This is a genomic window from Streptomyces ochraceiscleroticus, from assembly GCF_000720485.1.
GTDB lineage: Bacteria > Actinomycetota > Actinomycetes > Streptomycetales > Streptomycetaceae > Streptomyces > Streptomyces ochraceiscleroticus.
The window spans coordinates 16450-33155 of sequence record NZ_JOAX01000035.1 but is presented as its reverse complement, the minus strand read 5'-3'; the positions used below and the strand labels follow the sequence as shown (position 1 = coordinate 33155).

The window sequence follows — 16706 nt, the reverse complement described above, 5'->3', positions numbered from 1 at the left end:
GGAAACGATGTGTCGGCCGCGCCGCATCCATCTATTCGCACCCTGCCCCCGTTCCGATTCAGCCGCCCGGCTTCCCCGCCCTGCCGCACAGCCGCCCGAAAACCATCGCCCCGCGTCCGATCGGTGGGTGCGTCATCCCCGTGCCGGGCCGCCGGGCGCAAGCACCGAGCCCCGTCGCACTCCGTGTGCGGCGGGGCTCGGTGTCTCCGTATCGGTGGGGCTGCTAACCCGTCCACGCTCCGGTCAGTCGCCGATCAGCGCGTCGACGAACGCCTCGGGCTCGAACGGCGCCAGGTCGTCCGGGCCCTCGCCCAGGCCCACCAGCTTCACCGGCACACCCAGCTCGCGCTGGACGGCGACGATGATGCCGCCCTTGGCCGTGCCGTCCAGCTTGGTCAGCACGACGCCGGTGATGTCCACGACCTCGGCGAAGACCCGCGCCTGCACCAGGCCGTTCTGGCCGGTGGTGGCGTCCAGGACGAGCAGTACCTCGCCGACCGGGCCGTGCTTCTCCACGACCCGCTTGACCTTGCCCAGCTCGTCCATCAGGCCGGTCTTGGTGTGCAGCCGGCCGGCGGTGTCGATCAGTACGACGTCCGCGCCCTCGGAGATACCTTCCTTCACCGAGTCGAAGGCGACCGAGGCGGGGTCGCCCTCCTCGGGGCCGCGCACGGTGCGGGCGCCGACCCGGTCGCCCCAGGTCTGCAGCTGGTCGACAGCGGCGGCACGGAAGGTGTCGGCCGCGCCCAGGACGACGGACTTGCCGTCGGCGACCAGGACGCGGGCGAGCTTGCCGGTCGTGGTGGTCTTGCCGGTGCCGTTGACACCGACGACCATGACGACGCCGGGGATCTCCTCGCCGTTCGGACCCAGGCCGTTCGCCGTGTGCACGGAGCGGTCGGCCTCGGTGCCGATGAGGGTGAGCAGCTCCTCGCGGAGCAGGCCGCGCAGCTCGTCGGGGGTGCGGGTACCGAGCACCTTCACGCGCTCGCGCAGCCGCTCGACCAGCTCCTGCGTGGGCTGCACACCGACGTCCGCGGTGAGCAGCGTGTCCTCGATCTCCTCCCAGGTGTCCTCGTCGAGGTGCTCGCGGGAGAGCAGCGTGAGCAGGCCCTTGCCCAGGGAGTTCTGCGAGCGGGAGAGCCGGGCGCGCAGCTTGACGAGCCGGCCGGCGGTCGGCTCCGGCACCTCGACCGGGGGCGCGGTGGGCGCCTCCGGCTCGGCGACCGGCGCTTCCTCGACGAGCGTGGCGCCGGAGTCCGGCAGGCCCACTTCTTCGATGGTGCGACGTTCTTCGTCGCGAGGGGTCTCGGCGTCCTCACCGACCTGCGGTTCCGCAGGCGGCGCGGTGACGGACGGGGTGGTCGGCGGGGGCGGCGGCAGCTTTTTCTTCTTGCGGCTGCTGACGACGAGCCCGCTGATCGCGCCGAGCGCGACCACAGCGATGACTACAGCAAGGATGACGATTTCCATAACTCCCTCAGTATCGGGCACGCACCGCCCGCGGAACCGCACGCCACAAATTCCGGATTGCACACCGCCGGACTGAATCCGGATGCGCACTGTCCAGGATCGAATCTGGATGTGTACTATCCGGATTCAATCCCCGCGGACCGAGCCGCGGGGCACTGGAAGGAGAATCCGGATGCCGGACATCCTGATTGTGGGCGGCGGCTTCGCCGGGATGTGGGCCGCCGCGGGCGCCGCCCGCCTGCTGCGCGCCCACGACGCCTCCCCCACGGTCGCGCTGCTCACCCCGGACCCCGACCTCACGATCCGCCCCCGGCTGTACGAGGCGGACCCGGCCGCGTACCGGGTCCCGCTCGACCGGGTGCTGGGCCCCATCGGCGTCCCGCGCATCGCCGCGACCGCGACCGGCATCGACACCGCCCGCCGCGTGGTCACCGCCGACGGCCCCGAGGGGCCCTCCGAGCTCCCGTACCGGCGGCTGGTGCTGGCCACCGGCAGCGCGCTGGTCCGCCCGCGCTTCCCGGGCGCCGATCTGCTGCACGACATCGACACGAGGGACGCGGCCGTCGCCCTGGAGAGGCACCTTCAGGCGCTGCCGGACGCGCCCGCGGGCCCCGGGCGGTTCACGGTGGTGGTGGCCGGCGCCGGGTTCACGGGCGTGGAGGCCGCGGCCGAGCTGGCCGGCCGGCTGCGGGCGGTCGCCGCGCCGCGCGGGATGGCGGACGAGGTCGAGGTCGTTCTGGTCGAGCGGGACACGGTCGTCGGGCGCGGGCTCGGCGAGGCGGCCCGGCCGGTGATCGAGCGGGCACTGGACGAGCTGGGCGTGGTGCGGCGGCTCGGCGTCACGATCGAGCGCGTCGACGAGCGGGCCGTCCACCTCTCCGACGGCAGCGCGATCCCGTCCCGTACCACCGTGTGGACGGCCGGGGTGCGGGCCAGCGGGCTCACCGCGCAGCTCCCCGCCGAGCGCGACGGGCTGGGGCGACTGGCGGTGGACGGCTGGCTGCGGGTGCGCGGGCTCCCGGAGGTGTACGCGGCCGGGGACACCGCGGCCGCGCCCGCCGAGGACGGCCACACCGTGACGCAGTCCTGCCAGCACGCGACACCGCAGGGGAAATTCGCGGGACACAACGCCGCGGCCGACCTCCTGGGACTGGACCGGGCCCCCTTCGCCACCGATCCGTACACCACCTGTCTCGACCTGGGCGGCGCGGGCGCGGTGCTGACCAGCGGCTGGGACCGGGCGCTGCGCGAGGTGCCGGTGGCGTACGCGAAGGCGCGCAAACGCGCCATCAATGAGAGCTGGATCTACCCGCCGGTGGACGACGCCGAGGAGATCCTGCGCCGGGCCTACTTCCGGGTCGGCCAGCGCCGGCCGATGCCGGAGCCCACCGGCTGACCAGCGCCTACGGCTCACCACTGGATCCTCCGACGAAGAGTGTGACGCGAGTGACTCGTCGGAGGGTCCAACGGGCCTTACGGGAGGAAGTTGGTGCAAAGTACGATGGGAATGGCCGCGCAACGCGCGTAGAGTCCTCGACGGCCACCGCGCCCCGCAGCCAGGCATCACCGCCGCTGCCGACTGCCCCCTGTGGGGGTGCCCTTGCCCCAGCGCACGAGAGACACCTGCACCATGGACACCACGGCCTCCCCCGAGACCCAAGGAACCGTAGAGACCCGCGGAATCGAACCCGTTCCCGACAGCGAACGCCACGGACGGGTCCGCGAACTCTTCTCGACCTACGTCGCCGCCAACATCAGCGTGCTGCTGCTGACCATGGGCGCCGCCCTCGTGGTCTTCAACCGCCTCAACTTCTGGCAGGTGCTGGTCGTCGCGGTGATCGCCGCGGCGGTCTCCTTCGGCCTCACCGGCCTGCTGTCGGTCTCCGGCAAGTGGGGCGGTGCGCCCGGCCTGATGCTGTCGCGCGCCACCTTCGGCGTCCGCGGCAATTACTTCCCCGGCATGATCCTGTGGGTCGCCCGCTTCGGCTGGGAGACGATCAACGCCGTGACCGGCGCGTTCGCCCTGCTGACGATCCTCAAGCTGCTCCTCGGCGTCGAGGCCAACAAGGTCCTCACCATCGTCACGCTGTTCGTCTTCGTCGCGGTCACGTTCCTGGTGAGCGGTATGGGCCGCAAGGTCCTCAACGTCTGCAACAAGTGGTCGACGTACCTCTTCGGCATCTTCAGCGTGCTGGTGCTGGTCTACCTGATCGCGAAGATGGACTGGCACGAGGTCTTCGCGCAGAAGGCCGGCACGACGGCGATGATGATCGCGGGCGTCGGCACCATCGCGGCCGGCGGCCTGAGCTGGGTCCCCTCGGGCCCGGACTTCACCCGCTACCTCCCCGGCTCGGCCTCGGGCAAGAAGATCGTCGGCGCCACCGTCTCCGGTGCGGGCCTGGTCATGGTCCCGATGGTCCTCATGGGCGCGGTCATGACGTCCAAGACCCCGGACCTGGCCAAGGCCAGCGACCCGGTCGCCTTCCTCGGTGACATCCTGCCGACCTGGCTGGCCGTCCCGTACCTGCTCACCGCCGTGGTCGGCATGCTGCTGATCAACAGCCTGTCGATGTACTCGGCCGGCTTCACCGCGCAGACCATGGGCGTCAAGCTGCCCCGGCCGCTCGCGGTCAGCATCAACGCGCTCATCAGCCTGGTCGGCGGCGGCTTCATGATGCTGGTCGCGACCAGCTTCATCAGCCAGTTCATCGCCTTCCTGACACTGCTCGGCGTCTCCTTCTCGGCCTGGATCGGCGTGTACGCGATCGACATGGTGCGCCGCGCCAAGCGCACGGTGAAGTACGACGCCGAGGCGCTGATGGACACCTCCCGCGCCAGCCGGTACTGGTACAAGGCGGGCTTCTGCTGGCAGGCGATGACCGCGTGGACGGTCGCGCTGGCGCTCGGCCTGTGCCTGACCAAGGTCGACTGGTTCACCGGCCCGCTGGCCGGCACCTGGCTCGGCACGCACGGCCTGGGCTGGGCCGTCACGATCGCCGTCGCTGCCGTGGTCTTCGCGGTGCTGCCCGCGCCGCGCGAGAACGTCGCCGCGGAAGGCGGCGCGGCGCCGGAGCCGGTACCGGCCGGGCGCTAACCGTCCGGGCGCCCGCCGCGTCCGCCCCCTCCACAACTGACACAGCATCAGCTAACGTCCCCTTCGCCACCTCAGCGGCGAAGGGGACGTTGTCATGCCCGTCACGGTCCTGCGCTTCAATCTGGTCGATCCGGCCCCCACCCCGAAGGGCCTGGCGGCGCGCTATCAGGCGGCCGTCGCGATGGCCAAGTACGCCGACGACCTGGGCATCACGACGGTGCAGACCGAGGAGCACCACGCCACCGACAACGGCTGGATGCCCTCGCCGCTGACCTTCGCCGGTGCCGTGCTCGGCGCCACCCGGCGGATCGCCGTCACGGTCTCGGCGCTGATCACCCCGCTGCACGACCCGCTGCGGCTGGCCGAGGACCTGGCCGTACTGGACCTCCTGGGCGGCGGCCGGCTGGTGACCGTCGCGGGCCTGGGCTACCGGCCCGAGGAGTACGCGGCGCACGGCGTGGACTGGCGGCGGCGCGGCGCGCTCCAGGACGAGGTGCTGGAGACGCTGCTGAGCGCCTGGACGGGCGAGCCGTTCACCTACCGGGGGCGCACGGTATGTGTCACACCGCGCCCGGCCACCAAGCCGCACCCCCTTCTTCTGGTGGGCGGCGGCTCGCGCCCCGCGGCGCGGCGCGCGGCCCGGCTCGGGCTGCCGTTCTTCCCCAGCGCGCACCTGCCGGAGCTCACCGCGTACTACCACCAGCAGTGCGCCGAGCACGGCCACGAGGGGTGGGTGATGGAGCCGCCGGCGAGTACGGCGCTGCTGCACGTCGCGGAGGACCCGGACCGGGCCTGGGCGCGTTACGGGGAGCACTTCCTGTACGAGGCGCGGACGTACGCGGGCTGGCAGGGCGCCGGCATCCGCTCGGCTGTGCGGTCGGCGGCCACGGACGTGGCGGCGCTGCGCCGGGAGGGCGTGTACCGGGTGCTGACGCCGGAGGAGTGTGTGGCGTACGCGGGAACGGCAGCGGCGTCGGACTCGTTGATCCTGCATCCGCTGTGCGGCGGGATGCCGGTGGACGAGGGCTGGCGGTCGCTGCATCTCTTCGCGGAGCGGGTGCTGCCGCGGCTGGCGGACCGGAAGGACTGAGCGGGCCGGGCCCGGACATGCGGCTGCCCCGGCTCCATCGGGGAGCCGGGGCAGATCCGTGGTGAGGAGAAAGGCTGGCGGGGGGGTTAGCCCATCTCCTCCAACGCCTTGCCCTTCGTCTCCTTCACGTACTTGAGCACGAAGGGGATCGAGAGCAGGGCGAAGATCATGTAGATCACGTACGTACCGGAGAGGTTCCACTCCGACAGGCTCGGGAAGGTCGCCGTGATCGCCCAGTTGGCGATCCACTGGGCCGAGGCGGCGACGCCCAGGGCCGCGGCACGGATCTTGTTCGGGAACATCTCGCCGAGGAAGACCCAGACCACCACGCCCCAGGACAGGGCGAAGAAGAGCACGAAGAAGTGGGCCGCGATCAGGGCCACGGTGCCTTCGGTGGCCGGCAGGGCGCCGGCCGCGGTCTTCGCGGAGAAGGCCCACGCCTCCAGCGCGAGGGCGACCGCCATACCGGCGGAGCCGATCAGCGCCAGCGGGCGACGCCCGATCCGGTCGACGAAGAGCATCGCGATCACGGTGCCCAGGATGTTGATGATCGAGGTGGTGAAGCTGTAGAAGAACGAGCTGCTCGGGTCGATGCCGACGGACTGCCACAGCGTCGAGGAGTAGTAGAACGCGACGTTGATGCCGACGAGCTGCTGGAAGACCGAGAGGCCGATGCCGATCCAGACGATCGGCAGGAAGCCGGCCTTGCCGCCGAGCAGGTCCTTGAACGTCGACTTGTGCTCGCTGCGCATCGCCAGCTCGATCTCCTCGACCCGCAGGTCGAGGTCGACCGCCTGGCCCTCCACCTCGGAGAGCACCTCCTTGGCCTTGTCGTGCCGGCCGACGCTGATCAGGAAGCGGGGCGACTCGGGGATCGCGAAGGAGAGCAGGCCGTAGAGCACGGCCGGGACGACCATGACGCCGAGCATCCACTGCCAGGCTTCCAGGCCGGCGATCTCGCCGCGCTGGTTGCCGTCGGCGAGGTTCAGGATGCCCCAGTTGACGAGCTGCGAGACGGCGATGCCGATGACGATCGCGGCCTGCTGGAAGGAGCCGAGCCGGCCGCGGTACGCGGGCGGCGCGACCTCGGCGATGTAGGCGGGGCCGATGACCGAGGCCATGCCGATGCCGAAGCCGCCGATGACCCGCCAGACGGCCAGGTCCCAGACGGCGAACGGCAGGGCGGAGCCGACGGCGCTGACCGTGAAGAGCAGCGCGGCGATCTGCATGACGCGGATGCGGCCGATGCGGTCGGCGATCCGGCCCGCGGCGGCGGCACCGATGGCGCAGCCGATCAGGGCGATCGCGATGACCTGGGCGAGCCCGGCGGAACCGACGTGGTAGCGGCCCCGGATGGCCTCGACGGCACCGTTGATCACGGAGCTGTCGTAACCGAACAGGAAGCCGCCCATCGCGGCAGCCGCGGTGATGAAGATGACATGGCCGAGGTGGTCGGGCTTGGCCTTGCGGCCTTCCGCCATCGTCGGCTGCGCGGTGCTGGTCAACGTGTACTCCAGTGGCCCGGCTGCGCTGCCGGGCATCGGGGGCTGGCCCTCCAGTGGCGGCTGTGAACACGGCGCGCACCACTTGAAGGTAAAAGCAACGTTGCAGAGACTATGCCTTCAAGTTTCTAAGTCAATAGGAGGTACGGAATTGATTTACCCCGTCACTGTCGGCTAGCAGCCTCATGTTGAGTTCATGTTGTGAACACTGCCGCGAACGCTGCAGGTCGGCGGCCCACACGCGTGTTCCCACCCGTGTTCCCACCCATGCGCAGCGCCTCAGTGCAGTCGCTGGCTGATGACCTTCGATACACCGTCGCCCTGCATGGACACGCCATAGAGCGCGTCCGCGACCTCCATCGTCCGCTTCTGGTGCGTGATCACGATGAGCTGGGAGCTCTCCTGCAGCTCCACCATGATCCGGATCAGCCGCTGCAGATTGGTGTCGTCCAGCGCCGCCTCGACCTCGTCCATCACGTAGAACGGGCTCGGCCGCGCCTTGAAGATCGACACCAGCAGCGCCACCGCGGTCAGTGACCGCTCGCCGCCCGAGAGCAGCGAGAGCCGCTTGACCTTCTTGCCCGGCGGCCGCGCCTCCACATCCACGCCGGTGGTCAGCATGTTGTCCGGGTCGGTCAGCACGAGCCGGCCCTCGCCGCCCGGGAACAGCCGCGCGAAGACGCCCTCGAACTCGCGGGCCGTGTCCCAGTACGCCTCCGTGAACACCTGCTCGACTCGCTCGTCGACCTCCTTGACGACCTGCAGCAGATCGGCGCGGGTCTTCTTCAGGTCCTCGAGCTGCTCGCTGAGGAACTTGTGACGCTCCTCCAGCGCCGCGAACTCCTCCAGCGCCAGCGGATTCACCTTGCCGAGCTGCTGGTACGCGCGCTCGGCGGCCTTGAGCCGCTTCTCCTGCTCGGCCCGCACGAACGGCACCGGCTGGTTGCGCGGATGCTCCGGATCCTCCGGCAGCTCCTCGCCCTCGGCGGCCGGTGACGGAGGTACGAGCTGGTCGGGGCCGTACTCGGCGACCAGACCGGCCGGCTCGACGCCCAGCTCCTCCAGCGCCTTGGTCTCGAGCTGCTCGATCTTCATGCGCTTCTCGGCGCCCAGCACCTCGCCCCGGTGCACCGAGTCCGTCAGCTTGTCCAGCGCGTCCTTGAGCTCCCGCCCCTGGGACCGCTCGGCGACCAGCGCCTGCTCCCGCTCGGCCTTCGCCTGCTCGGCCGCGGCCCGCTCCTCCTCGGCCCGCACGAGCGAGACCTCGACATGCGCGAGCAGTTGCCGCGCGCCGTCCGCGACCGCCGAGGCGACCCGCGCCTCGTGACGCAGCCGGGCGCGCCGCTGCTCGGCCCGCGCCCGCGCGTCGCGTTCGGCGCGCGCCGCCCGGTCCAGCCCGTCCGCCCGTCCCGCGAGCCCCTTCACACGCTCCTCGTGCGTACGGACCTGGAGGCGCGCCTCCATCTCGGTCTGCCGGGCGTTGGCCCCGTCGGCGGCGAGCCGGTCCCGTACGGAGGTATCGGGCTCCTCCTCGCCGGGGTCCTCTTCGGCAACGGCGAGACGTTCCGCCAGCTCCTCGGCCTCCTCGGTGGCCCGCGCCAGCGCCTCCTCGGCCTTGGCGACCGCGGCAGCCGACCGCTCGGCCTCGCCCGCGGCACCCCTGGCCTGCCCGCCGAGCCGCCCCAGCGACTGCGCGACCTGCGACTTCTCGCGGTCGGCCACGCGCCGCCGCTCCGCCAGCTCCTCGACCAGCGCGGCCCGTTCGGCCCGCCGCTCGGCGGCCAGCCGCTGCTCCTCCGCCAGCTCCTCGCAGCGCGCGCCCAGCTCCGCCAGCTCCGCCGCCGCCTCGTCGACGGACGCCTGCACCTCCAGCAGACTCGGCGCCCCGGCCGACCCGCCCTGCGCGAAGTGCGCCCCGAGCAGGTCGCCTTCGGCGGTCACGGCGGTCACACCGGGCCGCGCGGCGACCAGGTCCTCGGCGTCCTCCAGCGTGCTCACCACGACGACATCGCGCAGCAGCCGCCGCACCGCGGGCAGCAACTCGGCGGGCCCGTCGACCAGTTCGGCGGCAGCGGGCGGCCCGTCGGGGGTACGCGCGGCGGGTACGGAGGCTGCGGCGGTGCCGTCGCGCGGGTCTTCGGGGGCAGCGGCGCCGGCGCCCGGCCCGCTGCGCGCACCCGGAATCGCGGGGCTGTCGGTGTCGGTGTGCGCTTCGTTGTACGGGGTGTCCTCGGGCGCCCCGGCGGTCCGATCGCCTCCCGACGCACCGTCAGTCCCGGCCGCTGACGTGACGTCACTCCCGGCCGGTGACGTGACATCAGTCCCGGGCGGTACGGGGCTTCCTGTCGCCCCGTCATGCAGCGCTGTGTCCCCCGGCGTCCCCACCAGGGATCGCTCCTCCCCCGCCGTCCCGGTCAGCGGCCGGTCCGCCGGCGTCGCCGGAAGGAGGACCGCGCGGCCCGCGTCCTGCTTGCGCAGCAGCCGGATGGCCTCCGCCGCGGTCGCCGGGTCCGCGACGGCGATCGCGTCGGCCGCCGCGCCGAGCGCCGACGCGACCGGGACCTCGTACCCCGGCTGTACGGTCAGCAGCTCGGCCGCCGGACCGAGCAGTCCGCCGAGCCGGTCGGCGGCGGCCAGCAGCGCACCCGTACCGTCCTTGCGGCGCAGCCCCAGCGCCAGCGCGTCGTGCCGCGCCGCGGTCGCGGCGCGCTTGCGCTCCACCGTGGTCAGCGCCTCGCGGGCCGCCGTCAGCGCGCGTTCCGCCTCGGCCAGCTCCTCCTTCGCCCGCTCGTGCTGCTCCGCCAGCTCCTCGTCGCCCGCGTCCAGCCCGTCGACCTCGGCCTTGAGCTGCTCGTACTCCTCCTGGGCCGCCTCCGCGCGCTGCTGCGCCGCGTCCCGCGACTCGGTCAGCCGGTCGATCTCCGCCTGCGCGGACGCGGCCCGGCCGCGGGCCGCGGTGGCCTGGCCGTGCAGCCGGGCCAGGCCCTCGCGCCGGTCGGCGATGGCCCGCGCGGCGTCCCGCAGCCGGCGCTCCTCGTCCTGGAGCTGCCGCTCCAGCTCCGCACGGTGCTCGACCATGTCGTCCAGCGCCCGGGTCGCCGCCTCCAGCGCGGCCTCCAGTTCCGCCTCCTGCTCCCGGATGCGGGCCGCCTCGCGCTCCATCTCCTCCGGGTCGCGGCCGCGCCGCTCCTCGGGGGGCGCGGTCTGCGCGCTCTTCACCCGCGCGTCGGCGAGCGAGATCGTGCCGCGTACCCGCTCCGCGAGCTGCGACAGCTCGTACCAGGTCTGCTGGGCGCGCTGCAGCCGCGGCGTCAGCGTCCGTACCTCTTCCTCCAGCGCCGCCTCGCGCCGCAGCGCCTCCTTCAGCTCGGCCTCGGTGGCCTCCCGGCGCTGCTTCAGCGCGGCCTCGTCGGCGATCTCCGTACGGAGCGCCTCACGCAGCGTGACCAGGTCGTCGGCGAGCAGCCGCAGCCGGGCGTCGCGCAGGTCGGCCTGGATGACGGCGGCGCGGCGGGCGACGGCGGCCTGCCGGCCGAGCGGCTTGAGCTGGCGGCGCAGCTCGTCGGTGAGGTCCTGGACGCGTGCGAGGTTGGCCTGCATCGCGTCCAGCTTGCGCAGCGCCTTCTCCTTGCGCTTGCGGTGCTTCAGGACGCCCGCCGCCTCCTCGATGAAGGCGCGGCGGCCCATCGGGTCGGCGTGCAGTACGCCGTCGAGCTGGCCCTGCCCGACGATGACGTGCATCTCGCGGCCGATGCCGGAGTCCGACAGCAGCTCCTGGATGTCCAGCAGCCGGCAGGTGTCGCCGTTGAGCTGGTACTCGCTGCCGCCGTTGCGGAACATGATCCGCGTGATCGTGACCTCGGCGTACTCGATGGGCAGCGCGCCGTCGGAGTTGTCGATCGTGAGGGAGACCTCGGCGCGGCCCAGGGGCGGGCGGCCCGTGGTCCCGGCGAAGATGACATCCTCCATCTTGCCGCCGCGCAGCGACTTCGCGCCCTGCTCGCCCATGACCCAGGAGAGCGCGTCCACCACATTGGACTTGCCGGACCCGTTGGGGCCCACGACGCAGGTGATGCCGGGCTCGAAGCGCAGCGTGGTGGCGGACGCGAAGGACTTGAATCCTCGCAGGGTCAGGCTCTTGAGGTGCACGCCGTTGGACTCTACCTTTCGCGCGCCTATGACCGTGGTCGTCCCGACCGGGCCTGGCGCGCCGCGGCGAGGGCGCTCGTATGAGCGGTCCGCGGCCGGCACCTCTTGCCGTGCCCGGACCTTTTCGGTTTCGCCACGGAATGTGCAGGGCACATCAGACGGTAAGCGGTAAGAGGTCGCCGGGAAGCGGGGACGTGAACGACGAAGGGACGCCGAAGCGTCCCTTGAATCTTCATAGAGCGGTGCCTCAAGTGGCTGTCGTTTCAGCCCGACCGTCCCTTGGGGCGAGGGTCAGGTGAGCGCCGGCTCCGCCTGGGGTACGTCGATGCTGTCGAGCAGCCGGTCGCCGTGACGTGCGGCAGCGGACAGCGCGTCGTTCTCCGCCTGGATCCTGACAAGCTCGGATTCCAGATCCTGAACGCGCTGCTGAAGCCGTCGCATCTCGGCGAGGACTCGGGGGTCGGAGCCGCCGACGTAACCGAGAAGCGCCTTTGCCATGATGGATGGTCCTCCACACTGAGTGACCGACCGAAGCGGTGGTGGGTCGTGAGGGAATCGCACCCGCGGTGTCTGTCATTCGTTGGTCTACGCAATGCCAAACAGCTAAGGTGCGCGGGGATTCCAGAGTCTCACCAAATGGATTGACGGTCAACACGATCACGCCCCGTATCCGAGGGCTCGTGAGCGCGCACGCCTGCTGAAGACTCGCGGCGGCGCTCCGGAAACGGCCCCGGGGGCGTGGAGATCATCCTTACTGCCGCAGCCTTCCACGGGTCGGCGGAATTGGCAACCACCAGGCGGTTTCTGCCTCCAGCAGGTGCCCGCGACACGTCATGGCGCGGGTCGCGGACGGCCCGGAGAGCCGGTCGGCGCCCCCTCGTCAGCGAATCGCGAAGCCGTCGTACCCGCCTCGCGGCGTGTCCCAAATCTCACTCACACCGTCGACCCGGCCGGGCGTGTCCCCGGTACGCAGCCACTCCAGCAACTCCTCGCACCGCTCCCGGGGGCCCTCGGCCACGACCTGGACGCGGCCGTCCTCCCGATTGATGGCGAAGCCGACGAGCCTACCGATGCGCAGCGCGTTGGCCCGGGTGAACCATCGGAAGCCGACACCTTGCACACGGCCGCGCACCCAGGCCGTCAGACGGACATCTTCGTTCATGTGTGCACGCTAACCGGCCAATTGCTCAGCAAGCACTTCGGCCCCATACGTCGTGCCGTAAGGTCACGCGGCATCACAGGTCACTCGTACGAGTGATTCACATCCGACGTCGCGGACGGAAGGAAGTCTTGGGATGGGCCGCCACCGACGCACCGCTCCCGTACCCGGAGCGCCGGCCGCCGAACCCGCCACGGGCCGCCACCGCGCCCGCCGCCCGGCCGCGCCGCTGCGTTTCGCCGGCCCATCGGGCGGCGGACTCCATTCCGGCAGGGCGCTCGGCCTCCCTGGCCCCTTCCGTCCCGGTGGCATCCTCCGCACCGCTCCCGTACGGACCGGCCTGCTGGGCGTGTCGGCAGCGCTGGCGATGGGTGCCGTAGCCGTCTCGGCGGGTCTGCTGCCGGGGAACGGCCCGTACGATCCGGGCCGCGCGGCCGGCCCCGACGGCCGGGTCACCACCGGCGCCCTCCCGGACCCGACCACCACCGCGGCCGCGCGCTCCCCCCTCCCGGCCGACCGCGGCGCCGGCCGTCCTGACGCGCCCGACGGCGCGGCCCCCTCCTCCAGCGCGTCCCCTCCCACAGGCACCTCATCCGGCCCGACGGGCGGCGCACCCGGCAAGGACACCTCGCCCGGCGGCACGTCCGGAGCCGGGGCCGACAGCCCCGACGCCGGTACGTCCACCAACGACGGCAACCGCCCCAAAACCACCCGCCCCGGCGCTTCCTCCCCCGCCAGCCCCCGCGCGACGAACCCAGCCCCCTCCTCCCCCTCCTCGGCCTCCGCCCGGGTCCTCTCCCTGGTCAACAAGGAACGCGACAAGGCGGGCTGCGCGCCGCTCACCACGGACCCGGACCTCACCCGCCTGGCACAGAGGTTCAGCAAGGACATGGCCCGCCGCGACTTCTTCGCCCACACCGACCCGGACGGCGCCACCCCCTGGGACCGCGCGAAGACCGCCGGCGTCACCGGCCTCGGCGGCGAGAACATCGCCCGCGGCCAGACCACCCCCGAGGCCGTCATGGACTCCTGGATGAACAGCCCCGGCCACCGCGCCAACATCCTCAACTGCACCTACCGAACCCTCGGCGTGGGCCTCCACCGCTCCCCGACGGGCCCCTGGTGGACCCAGGACTTCGGCTTCTGACGTCCCTACTGCCTCCGCCGTCTCCCCCGCCCCGCAGAGCAAGCGCGCTGTCGGTGGCCCAGCGTGGCGAACGCGAACTCGTCGGTCGTCGCGGCCTGCTCTGCGGCGCCTGCATGGACAGGGCGGCCAACGTTCTGGCCACCCTTGGAGGGCAGCGGCGACCCGGCGGACCCGGACAGCGCCCCACTGGAATGCGACTGCGGCGCCCAGCTCGTGCCCATCTGTACCGACTACGCGCGTCAGGTGTACCTGACCAGGGAAGACCGCCCGGCAACCCGTGTACGCCACGGTCACTGGCGGGTGGTTCCACACCGGTCCCTGACCGGGCGGCCGTGCGCGTCTTCGACCCGCGCCCCGAGAAACCGGGCAGCTACCGCACCCGCGGCACCCGCTGGCAGCGCGGGCAGTAGTAGCTCGAGCGGTTCATCCACGGTCGTCTGCGGATCGGGGTCGTGCAGCGGCGGCAGGGCTCGTCCTCGCGGCCGTACGCGTCCAGGGAGCGTTCGAAGTAGCCGGACTCGCCGTTGACGTTGACGTAGAGGCTGTCGAAGCTGGTGCCGCCGACGGCGAGGGCCGCGGTCATGACGTCGCGGACGTGGCCGAGGAGTTCGGTGGTGCGAGGGCGGGTGAGGGTGGCCGTGGGGCGGTCGTAGTGGAGTCTCGCGCGCCACAGCGCCTCGTCGGCGTAGATGTTGCCGACGCCGCTGATCAGGGACTGGTCCAGGAGCGCGCGCTTGATCGTCGTACGGCGGCGGCGCAGCGCGTCGTGGAACGCGGCGTCGTCGAAGGCCGCGTCGAGGGGGTCGCGCGCGATGTGGGCGATCACGTCGGGGAGGCCGTCGGGGTCGCCGGGCACGGTGGGGTGGAGGGAGAGACCGCCGAAGGTGCGCTGGTCGACGAAGCGGAGTTCGGTGTCGACGGTGTCCGCCGGGAGATCGGCGGCCGGCGCGGCGCCGGGGACCCCGGCGGTGTCGTCCGGAACGTGCACCGCGTCCGTGAAGCGGATGCGGACGCGGAGGTGCTTCTCGTCGGGCGCGTCCTGCGGCTGGACCAGGAGCTGACCGCTCATGCCCAGGTGGGCCAGGACCGAGAGGTCGCCGGCGAGCGGGAGCCAGAGGTACTTGCCGCGGCGGCGGGCCTCGCCCACGCGGTGGCCGGCGAGCTGTGCGGCGAAGTCCGCGCCGCCCGCCGTGTGGCGGCGCACCGCCCGCGGGTGCAGGACCTCCACGGTATCGATCGTCCGGCCGCTGACCCAGCGCTCCAGACCGCGCCGTACGACCTCGACCTCGGGCAGCTCGGGCAAGGGATCTCCTCGGGAGGCGGATGTGTCCGGTGGGGACGCTGTGACCGAGCGGGTTCCAGGCGCCGGGAAAAGGAAACCCCGCCCGTCCTGCCCCCGTGAAGGGGTGGTCGGGCGGGGACCCGCGTGCGCGAGGCACGCGGCGCGCATTCAGCTCGCGGGACCGCCGGTGGTGGCCTGCGTGGTGGCTTCCGTGGCGGCCTTGGCCGCCTCGTCCGCCGCCGCGCGGATCTCCCGCCAGGCGGACTCCGCCGCCTGCTGCTCGGCTTCCTTCTTGCTGCGGCCGGTGCCGGTGCCGTACGAGACACCACCGACGCGGGCGGCAGCAGTGAAGGTCTTCTCGTGGTCCGGGCCGGTCTCCGTGACCAAGTATTCCGGGACCCCGAGTCCTTCGGTTGCGGTCAGTTCCTGGAGGCTGGTCTTCCAGTCCAGGCCGGCGCCGAGGCTGGAGGACTTCTCGATCAGCGGGTCGAACAGGCGGTGCACCAGTTCGGAGGCCGCGTCGAGGCCCTGGTCCAGGTAGACCGCGCCGATGACCGCTTCGAGTGTGTCGGCGAGGATGGATGCCTTGTCCCGGCCGCCGGTACCTTCTTCGCCCCGGCCGAGCCGGATGAAGGCACCGAGGTCCAGGCCGCGGCCCACCTCGGCGAGCGCACGCGAGTTGACCACCGCGGCCCGCAGCTTGGCCAGCTGGCCTTCGGGCAGGTCGGGGTGGATGCGGTACAGCGTGTCGGTGACCACCAGGCCCAGGACGGAGTCCCCGAGGAACTCCAGCCGTTCGTTGGTGGGCAGCCCGCCGTTCTCGTATGCGTAACTGCGGTGCGTCAGCGCACGCACCAGAAGGGCGGACTCGAGCTTGTACCCGAGCCGCCCTTCCAGAAGCGTGTGGGACGAGGCCGTGTCCGCAGACGGAGTCTTCGAGGAGTTCTTCGACGAATCAGCGTCTGACATAGAGCCCGTCACCAGCCGCTCAGACCTCGAGGACCTGGCGCTTGTTGTAGGTGCCGCAAGCGGGGCACGCGATGTGCTGCTGCTTCGGCTCGTGGCAGCGCTCGCACGCCACCAGGGTGGGGACCGCAGCCTTCCACTGCGACCGGCGGTGGCGCGTGTTGCTGCGCGACATCTTCCGCTTCGGAACAGCCACGGCTACTTCTCCTGCTTCTCGTCGACGCCCGCATCGGCGCCGCCCATGTTGTCCTTCTCGCCGTCCTGGATGGATCCGGCGAGTCCCTGCAGTGCCGCCCAACGGATGTCGACGGCATCGTGATGGTGGTCCGGGTCGTCAGCGAGCCGGGCTCCACAGTCGGAGCACAGGCCCGGACAGTCGTCCTGGCACACCGGCTGCATCGGCAGTGCGAGCACCACCGCATCGCGCAGCACGGGTTCGAGGTCGAACAGGTCGTCCTCGAGGAAGAGGGTGTCCTCCTCGTCCTCGGCGTCGTCGCCTGCGTCCGCTTCGCGGACCCGGGCATCGGCGTCGGGGTAGGAGAACATCTCCTGGAAGTCCGCGTCGAGCTCACGCTCGAGCGGCTCCAGACACCTTACGCACTCCCCTGTCACGGATGCACGGGCGGTGCCTGTGACAAGCACCCCGTCCATGACCGACTCCAGGCGGAGGTCGAGCTCCACCGGCGCGCCCTGGGGCACTCCGATGACCTCGTTGCCGAGGTCCGAGGGGGCCTCGACGGAGCGGGACACCTTCTTCATCGCACCGGGACGCCGGCCCAGCTCGCGTGTATCGAACACGAGCGGAGAACGGTGGTCGAGGCGGGCGTTGATGGCTTCCTGCTTT

At 71.8% G+C, this 16706-nt stretch carries 13 protein-coding genes; 4 read left to right on the top strand and 9 right to left on the bottom strand.

Annotated elements, in window-relative coordinates:
• Positions 1-243: 243 nt before the first annotated feature.
• Complete coding sequence (ftsY, locus tag IG84_RS0132755) at positions 244-1473, bottom strand: signal recognition particle-docking protein FtsY (RefSeq protein WP_031065436.1); 1230 nt, start codon at positions 1471-1473, stop codon at positions 244-246.
• 172 nt (positions 1474-1645) lie between these two features.
• Between ftsY and IG84_RS0132750 the strand changes: the two genes are divergently transcribed.
• The 3 genes from IG84_RS0132750 (at position 1646) to IG84_RS0132740 (ending at position 5657) form a co-directional block, all read left to right on the top strand.
• Positions 1646-2869, top strand: coding sequence for an NAD(P)/FAD-dependent oxidoreductase (locus IG84_RS0132750; RefSeq protein WP_078649673.1), 1224 nt, complete (start codon positions 1646-1648; stop codon positions 2867-2869).
• A gap of 234 nt (positions 2870-3103) precedes the next feature.
• Positions 3104-4567: a purine-cytosine permease family protein gene (locus IG84_RS0132745; protein WP_031065430.1), complete on the top strand. Its 1464-nt coding sequence runs from the start codon at positions 3104-3106 to the stop codon at positions 4565-4567.
• A 94-nt stretch (positions 4568-4661) separates the two neighbouring features.
• A complete protein-coding gene (locus IG84_RS0132740) occupies positions 4662-5657 on the top strand; it encodes an LLM class flavin-dependent oxidoreductase (RefSeq protein WP_031065428.1) in 996 nt (331 codons plus the stop codon).
• Positions 5658-5743: 86 nt separating this feature from the next.
• Here the strand turns inward: IG84_RS0132740 and IG84_RS0132735 are convergent, their stop codons facing one another.
• From IG84_RS0132735 to IG84_RS0132720, 4 genes are all read right to left on the bottom strand, one after another.
• Positions 5744-7162: a sugar porter family MFS transporter gene (locus IG84_RS0132735; RefSeq protein ID WP_031065425.1), complete on the bottom strand. Its 1419-nt coding sequence runs from the start codon at positions 7160-7162 to the stop codon at positions 5744-5746.
• Between the two features lie 276 nt (positions 7163-7438).
• Complete coding sequence (locus IG84_RS0132730) at positions 7439-11308, bottom strand: AAA family ATPase (protein ID WP_031065424.1); 3870 nt, start codon at positions 11306-11308, stop codon at positions 7439-7441.
• A gap of 291 nt (positions 11309-11599) precedes the next feature.
• Entirely contained in the window at positions 11600-11806 is a 207-nt protein-coding gene (locus IG84_RS0132725) for a hypothetical protein (protein WP_030267089.1), read from the bottom strand.
• Positions 11807-12188: 382 nt separating this feature from the next.
• Positions 12189-12470, bottom strand: a complete 282-nt coding sequence (locus tag IG84_RS0132720) for an acylphosphatase (protein ID WP_031065421.1) — start codon at positions 12468-12470, stop codon at positions 12189-12191.
• Positions 12471-12603: 133 nt separating this feature from the next.
• On the opposite strand from IG84_RS0132720, the gene IG84_RS42715 reads away from it, so the two are divergent.
• Positions 12604-13614 carry a CAP domain-containing protein gene (locus tag IG84_RS42715; protein WP_031065418.1) on the top strand — a complete coding sequence of 337 codons (1011 nt, stop codon included), beginning with the start codon at positions 12604-12606 and terminating at the stop codon, positions 13612-13614.
• Positions 13615-13984: 370 nt separating this feature from the next.
• On the opposite strand, the gene mutM is transcribed toward IG84_RS42715, so the two are convergent.
• The 4 genes from mutM to IG84_RS0132695 all read right to left on the bottom strand — a co-directional run bounded on the left by mutM (position 13985) and on the right by IG84_RS0132695 (position 16660).
• Complete coding sequence (gene mutM, locus IG84_RS0132710; protein WP_031065415.1) at positions 13985-14917, bottom strand: bifunctional DNA-formamidopyrimidine glycosylase/DNA-(apurinic or apyrimidinic site) lyase; 933 nt, start codon at positions 14915-14917, stop codon at positions 13985-13987.
• Between the two features lie 147 nt (positions 14918-15064).
• The gene (gene rnc, locus IG84_RS0132705) at positions 15065-15865 is read right to left on the bottom strand and encodes a ribonuclease III (protein WP_031065413.1); all 801 of its coding nucleotides are present in this window, start codon (positions 15863-15865) and stop codon (positions 15065-15067) included.
• A gap of 19 nt (positions 15866-15884) precedes the next feature.
• Positions 15885-16058, bottom strand: coding sequence for a 50S ribosomal protein L32 (rpmF, locus tag IG84_RS0132700; protein ID WP_028802425.1), 174 nt, complete (start codon positions 16056-16058; stop codon positions 15885-15887).
• Positions 16059-16060: 2 nt separating this feature from the next.
• Positions 16061-16660 (bottom strand): YceD family protein, encoded by a 600-nt coding sequence (locus tag IG84_RS0132695; protein WP_245654596.1) that lies wholly within the window; start codon positions 16658-16660, stop codon positions 16061-16063.
• Positions 16661-16706 lie beyond the last annotated feature (46 nt).